The sequence below is a fragment of the Chitinophaga sp. S165 genome, assembly GCF_003182155.1.
Lineage (GTDB): Bacteria > Bacteroidota > Bacteroidia > Chitinophagales > Chitinophagaceae > Chitinophaga.
Genome location: NZ_QGTG01000002.1, coordinates 966,412 through 984,719, shown reverse-complemented (window position 1 = coordinate 984,719; position 18,308 = coordinate 966,412). Strand labels below are relative to the sequence as shown.

At 45.5% G+C, this 18,308-nt stretch carries 17 protein-coding genes; 1 reads left to right on the top strand and 16 read right to left on the bottom strand.

The annotated features are described in order from the left end of the window. Nucleotides 1–27: 27 nt before the first annotated feature. A complete protein-coding gene (locus C7475_RS12245) occupies nt 28–1,302 on the bottom strand; it encodes a chloride channel protein (protein ID WP_110053630.1) in 1,275 nt (424 codons plus the stop codon). 312 nt (nt 1,303–1,614) lie between these two features. Between C7475_RS12245 and C7475_RS12240 the strand changes: the two genes are divergently transcribed. Then, entirely contained in the window at nt 1,615–1,875 is a 261-nt protein-coding gene (locus C7475_RS12240; protein WP_110053629.1) for a DUF2024 family protein, read from the top strand. A gap of 100 nt (nt 1,876–1,975) precedes the next feature. Here the strand turns inward: C7475_RS12240 and C7475_RS12235 are convergent, their stop codons facing one another. The 15 genes from C7475_RS12235 to C7475_RS12165 all read right to left on the bottom strand — a co-directional run bounded on the left by C7475_RS12235 (nt 1,976) and on the right by C7475_RS12165 (nt 18,171). Next, a complete protein-coding gene (locus C7475_RS12235; protein ID WP_110053628.1) occupies nt 1,976–2,185 on the bottom strand; it encodes a hypothetical protein in 210 nt (69 codons plus the stop codon). A gap of 44 nt (nt 2,186–2,229) precedes the next feature. Next, the gene (locus C7475_RS12230; RefSeq protein WP_110053627.1) at nt 2,230–2,799 is read right to left on the bottom strand and encodes a DUF420 domain-containing protein; all 570 of its coding nucleotides are present in this window, start codon (nt 2,797–2,799) and stop codon (nt 2,230–2,232) included. A gap of 34 nt (nt 2,800–2,833) precedes the next feature. Continuing rightward, nucleotides 2,834–3,520: an SCO family protein gene (locus C7475_RS12225; protein ID WP_158286489.1), complete on the bottom strand. Its 687-nt coding sequence runs from the start codon at nt 3,518–3,520 to the stop codon at nt 2,834–2,836. 127 nt (nt 3,521–3,647) lie between these two features. Then, on the bottom strand, nt 3,648–4,049 hold the full coding sequence (locus C7475_RS12220; RefSeq protein WP_110053625.1) for a cytochrome C oxidase subunit IV family protein: 402 nt from the start codon (nt 4,047–4,049) through the stop codon (nt 3,648–3,650). 51 nt (nt 4,050–4,100) lie between these two features. Further along, nucleotides 4,101–4,775 (bottom strand): cytochrome c oxidase subunit 3, encoded by a 675-nt coding sequence (locus C7475_RS12215; RefSeq protein WP_110053624.1) that lies wholly within the window; start codon nt 4,773–4,775, stop codon nt 4,101–4,103. A 30-nt stretch (nt 4,776–4,805) separates the two neighbouring features. Continuing rightward, entirely contained in the window at nt 4,806–5,369 is a 564-nt protein-coding gene (locus tag C7475_RS12210) for a heme-copper oxidase subunit III (protein WP_110053623.1), read from the bottom strand. A gap of 22 nt (nt 5,370–5,391) precedes the next feature. Continuing rightward, entirely contained in the window at nt 5,392–6,270 is an 879-nt protein-coding gene (gene cyoE / locus C7475_RS12205; RefSeq protein WP_233259832.1) for a heme o synthase, read from the bottom strand. 80 nt (nt 6,271–6,350) lie between these two features. Then, nucleotides 6,351–8,177 carry a cbb3-type cytochrome c oxidase subunit I gene (locus tag C7475_RS12200; RefSeq protein WP_110053621.1) on the bottom strand — a complete coding sequence of 609 codons (1,827 nt, stop codon included), beginning with the start codon at nt 8,175–8,177 and terminating at the stop codon, nt 6,351–6,353. A gap of 109 nt (nt 8,178–8,286) precedes the next feature. Beyond that, the gene (locus tag C7475_RS12195) at nt 8,287–9,354 is read right to left on the bottom strand and encodes a cytochrome c oxidase subunit II (RefSeq protein WP_110053620.1); all 1,068 of its coding nucleotides are present in this window, start codon (nt 9,352–9,354) and stop codon (nt 8,287–8,289) included. Between the two features lie 91 nt (nt 9,355–9,445). After that, nucleotides 9,446–10,654 (bottom strand): quinol:cytochrome C oxidoreductase, encoded by a 1,209-nt coding sequence (locus C7475_RS12190; RefSeq protein WP_110053619.1) that lies wholly within the window; start codon nt 10,652–10,654, stop codon nt 9,446–9,448. Nucleotides 10,655–10,693: 39 nt separating this feature from the next. Next, entirely contained in the window at nt 10,694–11,341 is a 648-nt protein-coding gene (locus tag C7475_RS12185; protein ID WP_110053618.1) for a cytochrome c, read from the bottom strand. Nucleotides 11,342–11,422: 81 nt separating this feature from the next. Continuing rightward, nucleotides 11,423–12,019 carry a DUF3341 domain-containing protein gene (locus C7475_RS12180; RefSeq protein ID WP_110053617.1) on the bottom strand — a complete coding sequence of 199 codons (597 nt, stop codon included), beginning with the start codon at nt 12,017–12,019 and terminating at the stop codon, nt 11,423–11,425. A gap of 73 nt (nt 12,020–12,092) precedes the next feature. Beyond that, on the bottom strand, nt 12,093–13,574 hold the full coding sequence (gene nrfD / locus C7475_RS12175; protein WP_110053616.1) for an NrfD/PsrC family molybdoenzyme membrane anchor subunit: 1,482 nt from the start codon (nt 13,572–13,574) through the stop codon (nt 12,093–12,095). Nucleotides 13,575–13,689: 115 nt separating this feature from the next. Next, the gene (locus C7475_RS12170) at nt 13,690–16,770 is read right to left on the bottom strand and encodes a TAT-variant-translocated molybdopterin oxidoreductase (RefSeq protein ID WP_110053615.1); all 3,081 of its coding nucleotides are present in this window, start codon (nt 16,768–16,770) and stop codon (nt 13,690–13,692) included. A 135-nt stretch (nt 16,771–16,905) separates the two neighbouring features. Continuing rightward, complete coding sequence (locus tag C7475_RS12165) at nt 16,906–18,171, bottom strand: c-type cytochrome (RefSeq protein ID WP_233259831.1); 1,266 nt, start codon at nt 18,169–18,171, stop codon at nt 16,906–16,908. Between the last annotated feature and the right edge of the window lie 137 nt (nt 18,172–18,308).

Genomic DNA, 18,308 nt, shown 5'->3' with positions numbered 1-18,308 from the left:
CCTCATCAAGGATTATTAGTTAATGGATCAGGAGATCTTTTCAGGTAGCACAGCCGGCTGTGCTACCTTCTTTTTTGCCAGTAAGAAAACTACTATATAGGCTGCTGTACAGGCACAGATAACCGGTAACAATGCATTCGTAACATGCGTAGTTTCTACAGCAAAAAAGATAGCTGCAGGCAATACGCGATTGCCACCTGCAAACATAGCTGTCATACCTGCCAGTGCTGCTACAGCGTAATTCAATTGTACTGCCGGGAAAATGAACTGCAGCAGGAACGTAATGAATAAACCCAGCGCTCCTCCGGAAACCAGCAAGGGCGCAATAGTGCCTCCCGGAATACCACTGCCCGCTGCAATACTCATCAGCAATAATTTCCCCATTGCCATCACAACGAGGAATTGCAATGTTACCTGTCCTAACAGTAAGCTGTCTATATGTTCATAACCTGCTCCCAGAATCTCCGGAGAGAAATATCCTATGATGCCGGTAATGATGGCCGCTATAACAGACCACCACAATTTGTCGAATGGAAATTTATTGAACAGGTTGCCCATTCCGGTCATTATCCTTTTCGCAAGAATAGCTACCAATCCTACTAATGATCCTGTGGCGGTATAACCCAGCAACGCCGGTACTCCGGACATCGGTACTTCGGGCATCATAAACACGGGATCACTGCCTCTTAACAAGTAATGTAACAGCATCCCGGTCCCTCCGCCCAACATCACTGCTGTTATGCCTATCCAGGTCAGTTCAATCCATAGTAGCTCTATGATCAAGGCTATCGCAGCCAGAGGACTTCCGAAAAGGAAAGCGATACCTCCGGCTATGGCAGCTGCAGCAATGATCTGCTTCTCCCTGGCTCCGCCTTTTTTCAATTGGGAAGCGATTACTGCGGGCAGGTCGGCAATAGCACCTTCAAATCCCAGGGGAATGCCTATGTTAATGAAAACGATACTACGGATAGGTCTGAGTATGAGCGCGAGTTTCTCACTGCTATAACGCAGGAAAACAGCAATGATCAGGGTGATGATAATGGGTATAAACAGGGTCATGAGGTCATGTTCGTCGTGGTCTTTCGACATACCTGGCAACCCGCTATAGGTATTAAGAGCATCCATCACAGCCATGAGCCCTGCCGTCAACATAGCGGTCGCTGCAGCTGCTATTACAGACAGGCAGAGCACAAAGGGAATTGTTCTTCCGGTTAAAGTATTCACAGGAAGGGACCTTTCCGTATTTACAGGGGTAGATACCGGAATGCCTCCTCTGATAAATAACTGGAAAATGCTTTTCATAGCTGCTTCAATTTAAACGCTCAATTTACATATTCCGGGCTAGGAATAAACACCATATAATTATCGTACAACTTTGTTAACTGGAAGTTAATGTAATACGCTGCTATGATGATACTTTAAACAAACAATTAATTTATTATTTAGTGATATAAAAAAGTTTAGTGTTATTCTCTTCGCATTTGCTTATCCGTTTTAGCTCTGGTCAATAAGATGTTAAATATTTTTAGCTGTTTTTCCCGGTCCCTACTTTTGTAACTACCTGATCCATTATTTGATTCTATATTCTATGACCTTAAACTGAAACATACTACTATGGACGTTGCTATCTTTGACACCTACGTGAAGCGTCGTGAAGGCGGTTATATGCACTTCGATATTATCGTATCTGCCGATACCAATTATGAGAATGTACTCACTTTCGGAAACGCATATCTCAAGTCTAAATCTATCGAAAAACAATCTGTTTCTTCCAGGGACTGCCGGTTTGCTCATGTGCAGGAAGTGATTCCCACCTGGGAACAAAACATCCGGCAACAAGGCTACCACATTTATGAAATGGAAGGTTGCAGGTAACAAATATTTTCCTAAACCGTATCCAAGTAAGATCAAAAAAGGAGGTCTGGCGTAAAACCGGACCTCCTTATCAATTATATCTTACCTGAGAAGTTATATGTTATGCCTCACGGCTATTTCTCCAATGCCGGAAAACCATGATACCAATGATCACCAGCGGCGTAGCTGCCAGCATCAGTATACCATTGTTCAGTCCCTTGGCAGGACCTTCTCCCAGCTGTTGAGCTGTTTTGGTACAGAGTGAGCATTGAGCCATTGCCCGTACGCCGAAGCATAATATGATGACTAATAACTGAACTATCTTTTTCATACACCAAATTTAAGCATTCCTCTTATTCCTATCGTTACCAACTATCAATAGAAGGGTGATATCATCACATACACAATTACACCCGTTACCGCCACATAGAACCATATCGGCCAGGTCCAACGTGCTATTTTCTTATGCTTTTCGAAATTGGACTGGAAGCCGCGCAGCAGTGTAAACAACACTAAAGGCACTATAATGATTGCCAGCAGGATGTGTGTCAGCAAAATAAAATAGTAGATATATGCACTACCGCCCACCATCGCTTTTTCAGCAGCATCTACAACCTGATCATGGTTAATGTCGCCATACTTTGTACTCTCCGTAAAGAAGTGATATGTCACATAAGAGAGCAGGAACAATCCCGACAACGCAACGGCTATCAGGTTCGTGGTTTTATGTGCTTTGATATGTCCTCTGCGGATAAAGAATAAACTGGCCAGCAGCAGCACTGCGGTAGTTGAATTCAATATCGCGTGGAAGAGGGGAAGTATCTGTACATTGAAACCCGCCTGCATGTTCGGGCGTGGCAGGTAAAATAAGACTGCCACCAGCACCGGTATCACTATTGAAACAATAGCAATAGGAAGGTTAAGATTTTTACTCTTGATATCCATAGCTGTATTTAGGGCGTTGTGGTACCCTGTTTAACTATTCTGTTGTTGAAAAAAGCCGTTTCAATAATCCTGGTCTGTGCTTGTCTTTTTCCAGGTGCAGTACTGCAATATCGTTTGCACATCTGCGCACTGCATTAGAGTCCAGGCCATCGTAATATCCGCGGATGTGATGATCTTTATCCAGTAACACCAGTTTCTCCGTATGAATGAAGTCATCTGGTCCACCATCTCCCTGTGTCACACTTACATACACCTCGTTCCTTGCCCAGTCGTAGATCTCTTTTTTATCGCCTGTAACCAACCACCAGTTGTCAGGGTTGATGCCTTTCTTCACACCATACATTCGCAGCTGTTCAGAAGAGTCCCTTTCAGGATCTACTGTTATTGAAACCAGCTGTAGTAAAGTGTCGTTTTTAACGTAAGCCTGCTGCACTTTTTCGAGATTAGCCATCATCTTCGGACAGATGCTGGGGCAGGAGGTGAAGAAGAAATTCACGAGTATGACTTTGTTAGGTAAATCTTTCAGACTTACCTGCTTGCCCATCTGATTGGTGAGTGCAAAGTCTTTGACCACATGGAAAGTGGTATCGTAAGTGATAGTACCGTTCTTATCTATAGTATCTACCTTTTCAGGGATATAATAACGGGGGATGGGTACAACATCCCTACCATAATGATCTACTATCAGGTAACCCGTTAGTGGCACTAATACTGCCAGCATCATCCCTATGAGTCCTCTTCTGGTAATGGCCTGTAGTTTTAAATTGTCAGATAAAAATTACGCTTTACAAATACTGCCAAACGTTGGGGCAGCACCTGTAAAGCGTAACATATAATGTAGGTTATTTTTAGTGATGTGCCGGCGCCTTAGTAGCGTGCTCTGTCGGTGCGGGTGTACCTGGAGACAGGTTCTTACGCATGTTCTTCCATGAATCACCATCTGCCAGGAAGGCAATGATGAACCATACGAACAGCAGCAAAGGCATCAGAATGGTCATAATCAGATTTCTGATCTCATGACGTAAGTGCATGAATTCAGCAACGATAAAGAATGCCTTTACAATTGTCAGCGTAACGAAGATACCGTTCAGCGCCCATCTTGCCATAAAGTCGTATTCCAGGTAAAGGAATGCCAGACCTACTTCAAAAACGGTGATCGCTAATAATATCCAGAACGTTTTCCAGATGGATTTGGTGGAAGAATCGTGTGCATGCTCTTCGTGCGCTGCTCCTGTATGTGTATGTTCCATTAGTTTTTTCTTTTTTAAAATTCCAGATTACAAATACTTACCAGTCTCCGATCACAGCAGATAGAAACAAGTGAATACGAATACCCATACCAGGTCTACAAAGTGCCAGTATAAACCAACCTTTTCAACCATTTCATAGTGGCCTCTTTCTTCATAGGTACCTTTCAGCACGTTAGCCAGAATGATAATGTTCAGCACAACACCGGAAGTTACGTGTAAACCGTGGAAACCAGTGATAGTAAAGAAGAAGTTGGTAAAGTTCGTAGAAGCAATAGTTCCGTCAACATTCGTGAAAGGATTGCGTCCCCACCATGCGCCGGAATGATACAAGTGCGTCCATTCCCATGCCTGACAGGACAGGAAGGCGATACCACCGATGATAGTCCAGACCATCCATTTTGCAACGGCCTTACGGTCTCTCATGTGGCCAGCGTGTACAGCCAATACCATTGTCACGGAACTCATGATCAGGATGAAGGTCATCAAGCTCACAAATACCAGTGGCAGATCGGCATGTCCCATACCAGGGAATGCATGGAACACCTCATTGGGATCAGGCCAGGAAGTGCTCATGAAGCGGATCGTACCATATGATATCAGCAATGCTCCAAAAGTAAAGGCATCTGACATCAGGAAGTACCACATCATCAACTTTCCGTAGCTAACATTAAAAGGAGAATGTCCCCCGGACCACCATTTTTTCTTCGCTGTAACTGCTGTATCCATTGTTTGTTTTGTAATTAATTTTTAGAAAGTTTATCTGGCAATACTCAGAAATATCAACAGGTAAATCCATAACGCGTCCACAAAATGCCAATATGTGGCGGCCACTTCTATCGGAACGGCACTGTAAGTACGTACCCTTGTGCGGAAGGCTCTGCCAAACATGATCAGCAGCGCTACAACTCCACCTAATACGTGCAATAAGTGTACGCTCACTATTACGTAAATGAAAGATACGGATGCCGGCCCGTTTAACGGAAGCCCCATATCGTTCATCTGTTTGAAACCTATCCACTGACACACTGCAAAAGCCACTCCCAGAATTGCGGTCAGCGTGATCAGCTGTTTATACCGCTGCATATTCCTGTTACGGAACTGCTTTACCGCCATCTGTATGGTTGCACTGCTGGTCAGAATGATTGCAGTGGAGATCCAGAAGATAACCGGCAACTGAAAGGTGAACCAGTTTGCCTGCGCACGCTTTACTACATATGCACTTGTAAACCCGATGAACATCATGGTAATGCTACCCATAGCAATCCATAGGGAATATTTATGCGGATGTATTTTCTTTCGTTGTAAGCTCATTGCGTCCATCACTCCTTGTTTCAAAAATTGATTATCCGATCTTATCGAACAGTAATGCAAACTGCATGATCATCAGATAAATGTATGAACCAAACATCAGCTTTCTGGCGGCAGGTACATCACATTTCCTGTACAGGTTTACAGCACGGTACAGGAAGAACAATGTTACCAGCAACACTACGATCGCAGAAACCGGGCCACTGATATGCAGGTAATAAGGTAATAAACCTGCGGGTATCAATAACAGTGTGTAAAGTACTGCCTGTAACGCGATCAGCTTGTTAGGTTCTCCTCCGGCGGGTAACAGTTTGAAACCAGCCCTTGCGTAGTCCTTGTGCCCAATCCAGGCGATAGCCCAGAAGTGCGGGAACTGCCACAGGAACTGGATAGCAAATAATGCCCATCCGCCTTCACCTATCGCATCTGCTCCTCCGGCCCATCCGATGAGCAGGGGAAGTGCACCTGGCACAGCACCCACCAGCACCGCCAGTGAGTTCCATTTTTTCCAGGGTGTATATACGAAACCGTATAACACCAGGGATAACAGGCTCAATCCTGCACAAAGCAGATTGAAACCGAGCGCCAGGATCACCAGTCCGGATACGCCTGTTACAATCGCCAGTATAATGGCTTCTGTTTCAGACATCCGGCCGGAAGGTAAAGGGCGTACGGCTGTACGCGCCATCAGCTTATCCGTTTCTCTTTCCAGTAATTGATTAATCGTGTTGGCCGAGCCAGACACCAGTAATCCACCAGCAAATAATGTAAGAACTTTTATGAGATTGAACCCAACTCCCGGCACCAGCAGATATCCCACTACACTTGAAAACACAACCATGATGGTGAGATTAAACTTCATTAACTGAGAATAATCCCTGACCTTACTGGCTACTGCATACGATGTCGACAATTTTATCGAGTTTTCTCTTATCATTTTTTCAGCCCATGTCTACAGGCATTTGCCTGTAGCTTGCCCAAAAATTCAACTTATTAATGACCTTCTTTCTCTTCTTCTGGTGACAATGGTACAGTCTGCGGTATGAAATCCTTACCGTTTTTGCTGTAGTCATATGGCCAACGATATACTTCAGGAATTTCACCGATCCAGTTACCGTGACCAGGATTGATTGGAGTAGTCCATTCCAGTGTAGTAGAGCTCCATGGGTTAGTAGTAGTTACTTTTCTACCCTTGAAGATGCTATAGAAGAAGTTGAACACGAACATCAGCTGCGCTGCGAATACCAAGATCACTACTACGCTGATGAAGTGGTTCAGTTCAGTAAACTGTTTGAAAGACTCCCAGCTGGAGTAGTCGTAGTACCTTCTTGGCATACCCGCCATACCTTCATAGTGCATTGGCCAGAAGATCAGGTAAGCACCGATCAGCGTGATCCAGAAGTGAATGTAAGCAATGGTATTGTTCAGATAACGACCAAACATTTTCGGGAACCAGTGGTATACACCGGCGAACGTACCGAAGAATGCAGACACACCCATTACAATGTGGAAGTGCGCAATTACGAAGTATGTATCGTGCAGGTGAATATCGATAGAGGAGTTACCCAGCCAGATACCTGTCAGACCACCAGAGATGAATGTGCTCACGAAACCGATAGAGAACAGCATACCAGGCGTAAAGCGCAGGTTACCTTTCCATATAGTAGTGAGCCAGTTGAACACCTTGATGGCAGATGGTACCGCGATCAGCAATGTTAACAGTACGAAGAATGCACCCAGGAACGGATTCAGACCTGTAACGAACATGTGGTGCGCCCATACGAGGAACGCCAGGATAACGATCGCGAACATAGAACCCACCATCGCGAGGTAACCGAAGATCGGTTTGCGGGAGTTAACCGCCAGGATCTCAGATACCATACCCATCGCAGGCAGGATAATGATATATACCTCAGGGTGACCGAGGAACCAGAACAAGTGTTGGTACAGGATAGCGCTACCACCTTCATTAGGCAGTGCTTTACCGGCAACGAACAGTTCGCTCAGGTAGAAGCTGGTACCTGCATGACGATCAAACAGCAGCAGGATAAAACCAGATAATAATACAGGGAAGGAAAGTACACCCAGTACGGCTGTGAAGAAGAAGCTCCAGATAGTCAGTGGCATCTTCGTCATGGTCATACCTTTCGTACGCATATTCAGGATAGTGGAAATGTAGTTCAGACCACCCAGCAGCTGCGAAACAACGAACAGTGCCATACTGATCAACCATAAGTCCATACCTATTTTAGAACCGATTGAAGCATCTCCCAGTGCACTCAGTGGAGGATAAGCCGTCCAACCACCGGAAGCAGGACCTGTCTGTACGAACAGGGAAGACATCATCACTACGCTGGCCAGGAAGAAGGCCCAGTAGCTCATACAGTTCATAAGAGGAGAAGCCATATCGCGTGCACCTACCTGCAGAGGGATCAGCAGGTTAGAGAAAGTACCGCTCAAACCGGCTGTTAATACGAAGAATACCAATATGGTACCATGCATGGTTACCAATGCATAGTAGGCCTCAGGAGTGATACGTCCACCTTTAGCCCAATGGCCCAGGATGCTTTCCAGCCATGGGAAAGTAGCATCCGGGAAACCCAGTTGCAAACGGAACAGTACAGAGAAGAAAGCACCTATGATAGCCCAGATGATACCGGTAATCAGAAACTGCTTGGCAATGGTTTTATGGTCCAGGCTAAAAACATACTTCGAAATGAAGTTGCCTTCATGATGGTGATCATGACCGTCGTGATCGTGATCGTGCGCATGTGCGCCATGAATTACCTCCTGACTGTGCAATGTTGCTTCGTTACTCATAATCGGTTCTATTTATATAAAACTGTCATCGGGGAGTACCGCTACCAGTTTATCTTATAATTTAAAAATACCTGCGTCTATTAATAATTATCTCTTCTGCTAAACAAATTTAGTGTTTAGCGTCATTAACCGCCACTACTTTTTCCTGGTGTGCAGTATCTGCCGCCGGAGCTTCTGCTGTCGGAGTAGCAGGTGCTGCTGCCGGAGCAGGGTGAGCTACTGCATACTGAGCCACTTGTTTAGCTGCCCATGCATCATATTCAGCCTGTGTCTCTACCACAATATTTGCCTTCATGGAGTAGTGACCTGAACCACACATCTGATCACAGGAAATTTCGTAAACGAAATCCGGATTATCTGTTTTCTTCTTCATATCCGCAGTGGTGATGGTAGGAGTAAACCACAGTGTAGTAGGAATACCTGGAACAGCATCCATCTTCATACGGAAGTGAGACAAACCAACGTCATGTATTACATCGCGGGAGCCGATAATCAGTTTTACAGGTTTGTTAACCACCAGGTGCATTTCTGTAGCCATGTAGTCATCCTTGTTCAGCTGATCTTCCCAATCCTGACCTACAGGATTGTTAGCATCGTTGATATTTTTAAAGAACTTACGGCCCAACTGACCATCTTTACCTGGGTAACGGATCAACCAGTTGAACTGCTTACCGGTGATCTCAACAACCATCGCATCTTTTGGAGCTTCGGAAGTGATACGGAACCAGTGTCTTAAACCGAAGGCCACCAGGATAGTGAGCGCTATGGCCGGAATAACCGTCCATATTAACTCCAGCTTATTGTTATGAGGGAAGTAAAAGGCCTGACGTCCTTCTTTCTCCTGATATTTAAACGCGAACCAGAAAAGTAAGATCTGTGTGATCACGAACACGATACCGGTAATGATCAGGGTAGTCATGATCATACTATCGATCCCTTTACCCTGTACAGAGGCGGCCTCCATAACAATCTTACCCTTCAGGATGTCGTTACAGTAATACACACCTATCAGGCCCAGTATAAGGAAGATGATCAACAGGAAACCATTCACACGGTTAGTCTGCTGACGCGCCTTCTTTTCTCCCTTCAATATGGACACATACTCGCTGGCCTTCGCAATCTGGAAGATGACTACGAATATGAGCACAACAACTAAGACTGCTAAATATCCTGACATTGCTATTTGAAATAATTAAGTTATCTAATGCTTTTCGTTATTACCTATCACTACCGGTTATTACACCGGGTCTCCATTACATGCTCGATGATCAGGTATGGTGTACAATACTTTCTTTGAGATAAGGATGATTCTTCGGAACCAGCGGAGCCTTTGCCAGGTTGTTGGTTACCAGGAATATGATCACACCTACGAAACCAAGACCCAGACCTGCTTCGTACCACGGGAACACCAGGTGTCCGTAAGTACCAGGACCTACCATCTGCCAGAAATCCAGCCAGTGACCAAAGATGATCAGGATAGAGATGAATACCATGGAAGAGTAGTTACGTTTGGTATCGCGTTTCATCAGATACAGTAAAGGAGTGATGAAGTTGATCAGCAGATTCAGGAAGAAGATCGGTCTCCATTCGCCCCAAACACGCGGCTGGAAGTAAGCTGTTTCTTCAGGCATGTTAGCATACCAGATCAGCATATACTGAGAGAACCACAGGTATGTCCAGAAAATACTGAAAGCGAAAGCAAATTTACCCAGGTCATGCAGGTGCTCTTCATTTACCATTGGGAGGTAACCATTACGTTTCAGGTGAACCAGGAACAGAATGATCAGAGAGATACCAGATACCCAGGTGCTTGCGAAGGTATACCAGCTATACATGGTAGAATACCAGTGAGAATCGATACTCATCAGCCACAACCATGGGGTGGTAGAACCAACGCTCAATGTGTAGATCACGATAAAAGCACCGCACCATACTGTATTTCTCCAGATGATACGACGACCTGTTGCTGCGCTCAGATCCCATCCATCTTCTTCGATGGACATGTTACGCAGTTTTATTGTAAAGAATATCCAGAGGCCAATTGTTACCAATGTGAAACCTGTGAACATTCCTTTATTTAAGAAGGCTGATTTCCAGCTTAATACTTTGTCTTCATGTACATGATGTGCATTTAACCAGTGGTAGATATGATCGTTTCCACCGAACACGATGATCATGAGTATGAGGAACAGGATGCCACCTAATACAGGCACTGCCATTGAAATAGCTTCCGGTACACGACGGAAACCGATCTGCCATCCGCCATGCGCCAGGGTAGTTGCACCGATAAAGAAGGTACTGGCTAAAGCTATCAGTAAAAAGAATGAACTGTTCTGGAGAAGCCCGGCCCAGAGACGTGCGGAGCCATGCTCACCATGAAATGCAAAAATTCCGATCAACAAAGTCAGCAAGCCAATGCCCATTAACACGAAGCTGGTCTTTTTTAATCTTGCCGGTACTACAAATTGGTCCTTCATTACTGTATATTAAAATACTTGATTGAATGCTAGTTTATCTTAATGTTTCGCTGTTGAATCCTGTGCCGCTGGCGCTGTTGCTGCTGGTGCAACAGAAGCAGCCGTGGTTGAATCACTAGCCAGGACAGTGGATGCATTAGCGCCACCGTTCTGTATGCTACGCACATACGCAGCTATTTTCCAACGCTGCTCTCTATCCAGCTGGCTGGCGTAACTACCCATAGCATTGAAACCGTAGGTCATTACGTGGAACAGACGTCCTTCTGTATAGCTGGCCTTCGCACCGCTCACCAGGTTAGCAGGAGCTGCAACGTAAGGTCCTTTACCGTCATTGTACAGAGGGCCGTTACCGTCCGCTTTAGTACCATGACAGATACCACAATAAATATTAAATAAACGTTTTCCTTCCTCCAGATCCGCTTTATTGAGAATCAGTGGATTTTTTACTGCATTAGCCAGTGCGGTATCTGCCGCTTTCAGATGGTAAGGCAGCAGCTCTCCTCTTTTAACGGTTCCTTCTACTGGCTTCATTGTAGAAAGACGCTCACTATAGAACTCGTAAGCACGGGATTCAACCATGTCCGGCATGTAATGAGAGCCGGGTTTCCTGTTGTTCTTTCCGCATGCCGATAACAAAGCTCCACTTACCAAAGCAGCCGCGATCAATATGTTGGAAGTCCTTTTCATCTGTATATTATAATTCAAGCTTATGTTCTGTGTGCTCCTTCCGGGAAGGGTCCCTTCTCCGGAAAGTTTTAAATTCTGAGTTTATGCGTTTACAGCTTCTACCCGTTTAGTCTCAAACAGGCGGTCGTCTTTGGCGAAACTGCCATACCACCAACCTGCTTCAGCACGTTGCTCGTTGATCTGCTGTCCGCCAACACTTGCGAGGAAGCTTTTCAGCTCTTCAGTATTGGTCTTTGACGTAACTTCTATCGCCATTACAAACAAATCGTCTGTCTGACGGGGATGGAAGATATGCTTCTTTACAAAAGGAGCCAGCTGACACAGGTAGCAGAATGTAAGCACCATACCAACTGCAGAGAACAATACCGTTAACTCGAAAGTGATAGGAATGAACGCTGGCAGCGGAAAGTGTGGCTTACCACCTATATTCATTGGCCAGTCAGAGTTAAATACCCAGCTCATGCAGGATAATGCCGTAGTAGTACCGGTGATACCGTATATGAAGCCGGCAGTATGCAGGCTGGTTTCCCGCAGACCTAATGCGTGGTCAAGACCATGCACCGGAAAAGGAGTGTACACATCGTGAATCTTGTAACCTGCAGTTCTTACTTTTTTCACTGCCGGAAACAACACCGCCTCATCACTAAAACTTGCTACAACAAAATTTTTAACCGCCATATGTTTAAAAAATTCTTAGTCTAAAAAACAAAATCCAGATCTCTTTACATGCCCGGTGTGACCCGGTGTAAGATTAGTTATGCGCATGCGCTACAGCACCGTGTGCATCATGATGATGATCATCATGGTGGTGTAAACCTGCTTCAAATTGTTCAGCAGGCTGCTGCTCATATTTCTCCATATCCTTCTTGAAGCTTTCGCCGGAAGTTTTCAGTACCGCCTTGATTTCCGCTACCGCGATAACCGGGAAGTATTTAGCGAACAGGAAGAAACAGGTAAAGAACAATCCGAAAGTACCCATGTAGAAACCAACTTCTGGCCAGGATGGACGATAGTAAGCCCAGCTGGATGGGAGATAGTCACGATACAGGGAAGTACAGATGATCACGAAACGTTCGAACCACATACCGATGTTTACAATGATAGACATCACGAATGTTACGGCTACGTTCCTTCTCATTTTTCTGAACCAGAACACCTGTGGAGTGATTACGTTACAGGTCATCATGATCCAGTAAGACCAACCCAGCGGACCAGCTGCACGGTATTTATAGAATGTAGCAAATTCATAAGGAACTGCTGCATACCATGCCATGAACAACTCAGTCAGATAAGCACAACCTACAACGGAACCTGTCAGTACAATTACCTTGTTCATAGCCTCCATGTGGCCCAGGGTAATGTATTCTTCCAGTTTTAATATTTTACGTACGATGATCAGCAGGGTCTGTACCATTGCGAATCCGGAGAAGATCGCACCCGCCACGAAGTAAGGAGGGAAGATGGTAGTATGCCAACCAGGAATTACAGAGGTAGCGAAGTCAAAAGATACGATGGTGTGTACCGAGAGTACCAGTGGTGTAGATAAACCTGCCAGTACCAGCGACAGTGCTTCGTGACGTTGCCAGTGTTTGGTAGAACCAGTCCAGCCGAAAGAAGCGATACCATATAATAACTTACGCAGTTTGGTTTTAGCCCTGTCACGTACTGTTGCGAAGTCAGGGATCAGACCGGAATACCAGAACAGGAGAGATACTGTGAAGTAAGTAGAGATCGCGAACACGTCCCATAACAACGGAGAGTTGAAGTTCACCCACAGTGGTCCACGGGTGTTAGGATAAGGCAATACGAAGAAGGCCATCCATACACGACCCATGTGGAAGATCGGGAACTGACCGGCGCACATTACCGCAAAGATGGTCATCGCTTCAGCCGCACGGTTCACACCTGTACGCCAACCCTGGCGGAACAGCATGAGGATGGCGGAGATCAGCGTACCGGCGTGACCGATACCTACCCACCATACGAAGTTAGTGATGTCCCAACCCCAACCGATGGTCTTATTCAGGTTCCACACACCTGTACCATAATAAACTTCCCAGGTTACGGAGAAGATACCGAATGCAAGTAACACCAAGGATATTGCAAAGCCCACATACCACAATTTACCAGGCTTGGCTTCAATCGGGCTGATGATATCTTCTGTTACCTGGTGGTAATCTTTCACCCCATCAACTAATGGTTCTCTTAGTGTGGATTCGTACTTTAAATGCATAATTCTTTAAGCTTTTACCCCTAACCTGCACCTGGATGCAGAATAAGGAGCTTTAATTGTTCTAAACTTAAATTATCTCCTGTTAATCTTTCAATCTAATCAGCTCAACCCTTGCTTACGCTTCGTGTTTTGCTGCTGCTTCATGATGAGCTTCTTCGTGCTCTTTTACCTTTGGCTCAGCAGCTTTGTTTCTGATCTTAGCCAGGTAATTCACAGATGGCAGTGTGTGGGTTTCTTCCAGCACGTAGTACAGCCTGTCTGTTTGTTCTTCATTACGCAGTTTTGCAATGCGGCTTTCTTTATCGTTGATGTTACCGAATACGATAGCATCAGCAGCACAAGCTACCTGACAAGCGGTCTTAGCTTCACCATCTTTCATCGGACGGCCGGCTTTCTTAGCGGTCAGTTTAGCATCCTGTAAACGCTGTACGCAGAAAGAACATTTTTCCATTACACCACGGCTACGAACCACTACATCCGGGTTCAGCACCATACGTGTCAGGCTGTCGTTCATACCTGCTACGTCATACAGGTTATTTTCGAAGCTATCCGCACCGTTCCAGTCTCTCCAGTTGAAGCGACGAACTTTATATGGACAGTTGTTTGCGCAATAACGGGTACCGATACAACGGTTATAAGCCATCTGGTTGATACCTTCAGAGCTGTGGTTGGTTGCTGCTACCGGACAAACGTTCTCACACGGAGCGTTATCACAGTGCTGACACAGCATAGGCTGGAACACTACTTCCGGATTGTTCTCGTCACCGCTGAAGTAACGGTCAATACGCAGCCAGTGCATTTCGTGCGCCTTGATCACCTGCTCTTTACCAACTACTGATACGTTGTTTTCAGCCTGACATGCAATAGTACATGCACCACAACCGAAACAGGTGTTCAGGTCAATAGACATACCCCATTTAATACCCTGGTACTGGTGTACATCAGGATACAGGGTACCATCTTTACGGAAGTCTGCACCATATTTTTCCAACTCCTTACGGTCTTCGTTCACCTCTTTAGGATTCTTGATGAACTCTTCCAGGGTTGTTTCTTTGATGATAGGACGGCCTTCGTAGCTGTTGTGTGTTTGAGTAACACCTATATGAGCCTTTTCTGAAGTACCTTCTACAGTTGCATCAGAAGAGAAATAATCGAAAGTCTGACCGTTATAGCTTACCAGCGGATAGGCATTCTTACCTACACCTGCAGCAGCTTTACCGGCGTTGTTGTTACGTCCGTAACCAACTGCGATCGCAATTACTTCAGGATGGATACCAGGCAGGATCAGCAGTGGCAGAGATATTTCCTTACCATTTGCTTTGATCTTCAGTACAGTCCTGTCGCTATTGATTTCGTAATCGTCACCCAGCTCAGTGTGGAACGTTTTAGCCAGGGTGTTGGAAATAACTGCGTAGTTATCCCAGGTAGCACGGGTGATAGGGTCCGGCATTTCCTGCAACCATGGGTTGTTGGATTCTTTACCATTACCGATAGATACTTTTTCATACAGTACCAGTTCCAGCTTACCGCCTTTCTTAGCACTGTTGATCTTGGAAGCTGCTCCGGCAACGTCACCTGCAAAGGTAGCACCAGCTAAAGCAGGAGCGGATGCAGGTTCGATAATACCATCCTGTAACGTTTTGTCCCACGCTTCCTGGCTACCCAGTTTCGCGATCCATTCGTTCTTCAGGAAATCTTCCCAGCTAGTTGCGTTTCCGCTCCATGCCAGCAGGGTTGATTCAAACGCACGTGTTTTGAACAGCGGCGCAATGGTAGGTTGTATGAAACTGAAATATCCGGTACGGCCTTCAGCATCTCCCCAGCTTTCCAGGAAGTGATGAGCAGGCGCCGCATATTTGAACAGTTCGGAAGTTTCGTCTTTACGATCATTGAAAGTAACGGTCAGTTTTGCCTGCTTAACGCCGGAAATGAATTTCGCAGCATCATAATAATCATAAGCAGGGTTCACACCGTATACGAATAAACCGCCGATGCTACCAGCGTTCAGGTCAGTTACCAGCTGCGCCATTTCGCTGTCGATACCCTGACGGTAACCTACAGTTGAAGCCCAGTCGATAGTAGTACCATTCGCGCCGATCTGGCTGTTGATGGCATTTACGATGATCTGTACGTTTACATCATTGGAACCGCTAACAACCAGTGCTTTACCCTGGCTGTCTCTCAGCGCTTTCGCAGCTTTCTCGATACCTTCCGCCAGGCGTTTGTCAGCGATAGCAGGTTTGCTTACTGCACCGCCTACTGCGCTCAGCAGGGCCAGTGCTACTGCACCGGTTTCAGAAGGTTTATGTGTATATCTTTCATCAGCGTTAGCACCGGTAACACTTACCATGCTTTCGAAGTGGAAATGTTTGCTCATTTCCGGCTTCTTAGCATCGATCTTACGGTTAGCACCATATCCTTTAGAGTATTCTACAGGGTTCAGCCAGGTACCCAGGAAATCTGCACCAAGACTCACAATGGTCTTTGCATTTTCGAAGTGGTAAACAGGCAGTGCTCTTTTTCCGTAAGAAGCTTCGTTAGCGAGCAGCATACCAGAGTAGGATACTGCGTCGTATGTTACGTGACGGAAGCCAGGATATTTTGCCTGGAAACCGGCAATTACTTTCTTAGTAGAGGGGCTGATAATAGAAGAAGTCAGTAATACGATAGGAGCTCTGCCCAGGCCAGCCAGAGCGGCTGCTACCTGTTTGTCCAGTTCTCCCCAGGTTGTTTCCGCACCGTTGATAGTCGGGAAACGAAGACGTGCTGAATCGTACAGGCCTAATACAGCACCTTGTACTCTTGCAGTGGACGCGCTACCCGTGATGGAAGACATTTCGTTACCATCTATTTTGATAGGACGGCCTTCACGTGTTTTTACAACAACAGGCAGATATTCTCCGTCTACTGCGTAAGTGGAAGCGTAATAGTTAGGAACGCCGGGGGTGATCTCTTCCGGCTTATTTACATAAGGTATTGCTTTCTTAACAGGCGTTTCGCAACTAGCCGCGATCGTAGCAGCAGCAGTTGTGAAACCCAGGTATTTCAGGAAGTCCCTGCGCGGGGTAGTAGCATTCAACAGGCTTTCACTCTCCTCAAAAGGCAAATCCTCTCTAAATTCGTTATTCACAATCTCCTGATGTTCCTTGGTATTGTGCAACTCCTCCAAGCCTTTCCAATACTTTTTTTGCTCCATGTTATTTATACTAACGAGTTACGGATTATGTTTAAGACTTATGAAGTCTGGCGTTTGAAGTATGGCATTCCGGCATAACGATTTGACCTTCGCTAACAACCCAGCTTCCTTCACCCGATTTGCTTCATCTAGTTATTAATAGTGACATTTCTGACATTCAGTACCACCTACCATTTCAACGGTAACGCTGTCTATCTTTCCTTCTTTTACCTGCTGGTGGAACTGTTCAAAAATGCTGTAGTATTTATTATCTGCGAACTGCACTTTGGTTGTACGGTGACAGTTAACGCACCATCCCATTGACAATTCTGCGAACTGATGAACCTCATCCATTTCAGTAATTGCACCGTGACAAGTCTGACACTGTTGTTTACCAGCTACTACGTGTTGAGAGTGGTTGAAATAAACGTGGTCAGGCAGGTTGTGGATCTTTGTCCACTCGATCGGCTTACCAGGTTTGGTATATGTCTTGGTCTCTTTATCGAAACCTACCGCATCAAATAATTTCTGGATCTCAGCGCTGCCATTTACTTTCTTACCTTCTGCAGTGAACAGTTCAGGACCATTGTAATCAGTGATGGTCTTGTGACAGTTCATACAGATATTCTCAGAAGGGATCATAGCATGCTTGCTCTTCTCAGCACCGGCGTGGCAATACAGACAGCTGATCTGGTTGATACCGGCGTGTACTTTATGTGAGTAGAAGATCGGTTGTTCAGGCATGTAGTCTTTCTGACGGCCCAGGCCTATCGCACCGTTGATGGTGAAGTAACCACCTACAACGAACAGGATCAGGATAGTCAGAGCGATGTAAGCTTTGTTCTTGTAGAAAGGAACAGGCTCAGAAACCGCCAGGCCATCTTTATCAGCAGCCAGTTTGTTCAGGTTACTGTTGATCTGCATCAGGATCAGCGCAACGATCGCCAGGATCAGGGTAATGATACCGAACAGCAGGCTGTTGTTACCACTGTCTTCACCACCTTTAGTGGCAGTAGGACCATCAGTCTTAGCAGTTACATCAACCTTGCTCTCTGCATCAATGTAAGCCAGGATATCATCGATATCGGCATCAGAGAAAGAAGGGAAACCAGGCATAGCCTGCTTGCCATATTCGTTGAACAAGGCAACAGCATACGGATCACCTGCAGCGATTACGGAGCCGGAATTATGAATCCATTGGTGCAATAATTTCTTATCGGACCAACGTTCCTCGACACCCTTCAGTGCAGGACCAGTAACTTTCTTGTGAACATTATGGCAGCTGGCGCAATTCTGCTGAAACAATGCTTTACCCTTGGCAGGATCTGCAGCCCTTACGGATAAGGACGCGATCAATGCAACGCATAGGACAAGAACACTCACAAAATGCTTGCGCATAAGAATGGAAACACGACGATACACAGCCTATTTAGTTTAGATTTGACCTTAAGTTTCTTTAAAAGTGCTCACAAAAATAAGACACAATGTTGACAATTTATCAACAATTATAAAAAATTCTTACTTGCTTCACTAATTCCTTTTCCCTATATAGAACGCGG

Coding starts and splice junctions, on each gene's coding strand:
- C7475_RS12230 (WP_110053627.1), bottom strand. CDS start 2,799: ATGGATATCAAGAGTAAAAATCTTAACCTTCCTATTGCTATTGTTTCA.
- C7475_RS12195 (WP_110053620.1), bottom strand. CDS start 9,354: ATGTCAGGATATTTAGCAGTCTTAGTTGTTGTGCTCATATTCGTAGTC.
- C7475_RS12200 (WP_110053621.1), bottom strand. CDS start 8,177: ATGAGTAACGAAGCAACATTGCACAGTCAGGAGGTAATTCATGGCGCA.
- C7475_RS12190 (WP_110053619.1), bottom strand. CDS start 10,654: ATGAAGGACCAATTTGTAGTACCGGCAAGATTAAAAAAGACCAGCTTC.
- C7475_RS12220 (WP_110053625.1), bottom strand. CDS start 4,049: ATGGAACATACACATACAGGAGCAGCGCACGAAGAGCATGCACACGAT.
- C7475_RS12185 (WP_110053618.1), bottom strand. CDS start 11,341: ATGAAAAGGACTTCCAACATATTGATCGCGGCTGCTTTGGTAAGTGGA.
- C7475_RS12245 (WP_110053630.1), bottom strand. CDS start 1,302: ATGAAAAGCATTTTCCAGTTATTTATCAGAGGAGGCATTCCGGTATCT.
- nrfD (WP_110053616.1), bottom strand. CDS start 13,574: ATGCATTTAAAGTACGAATCCACACTAAGAGAACCATTAGTTGATGGG.
- C7475_RS12210 (WP_110053623.1), bottom strand. CDS start 5,369: ATGGACGCAATGAGCTTACAACGAAAGAAAATACATCCGCATAAATAT.
- C7475_RS12240 (WP_110053629.1), top strand. CDS start 1,615: ATGGACGTTGCTATCTTTGACACCTACGTGAAGCGTCGTGAAGGCGGT.
- C7475_RS12225 (WP_158286489.1), bottom strand. CDS start 3,520: ATGCTGGCAGTATTAGTGCCACTAACGGGTTACCTGATAGTAGATCAT.
- C7475_RS12180 (WP_110053617.1), bottom strand. CDS start 12,019: ATGGCGGTTAAAAATTTTGTTGTAGCAAGTTTTAGTGATGAGGCGGTG.
- C7475_RS12170 (WP_110053615.1), bottom strand. CDS start 16,770: ATGGAGCAAAAAAAGTATTGGAAAGGCTTGGAGGAGTTGCACAATACC.
- C7475_RS12235 (WP_110053628.1), bottom strand. CDS start 2,185: ATGAAAAAGATAGTTCAGTTATTAGTCATCATATTATGCTTCGGCGTA.
- C7475_RS12215 (WP_110053624.1), bottom strand. CDS start 4,775: ATGGATACAGCAGTTACAGCGAAGAAAAAATGGTGGTCCGGGGGACAT.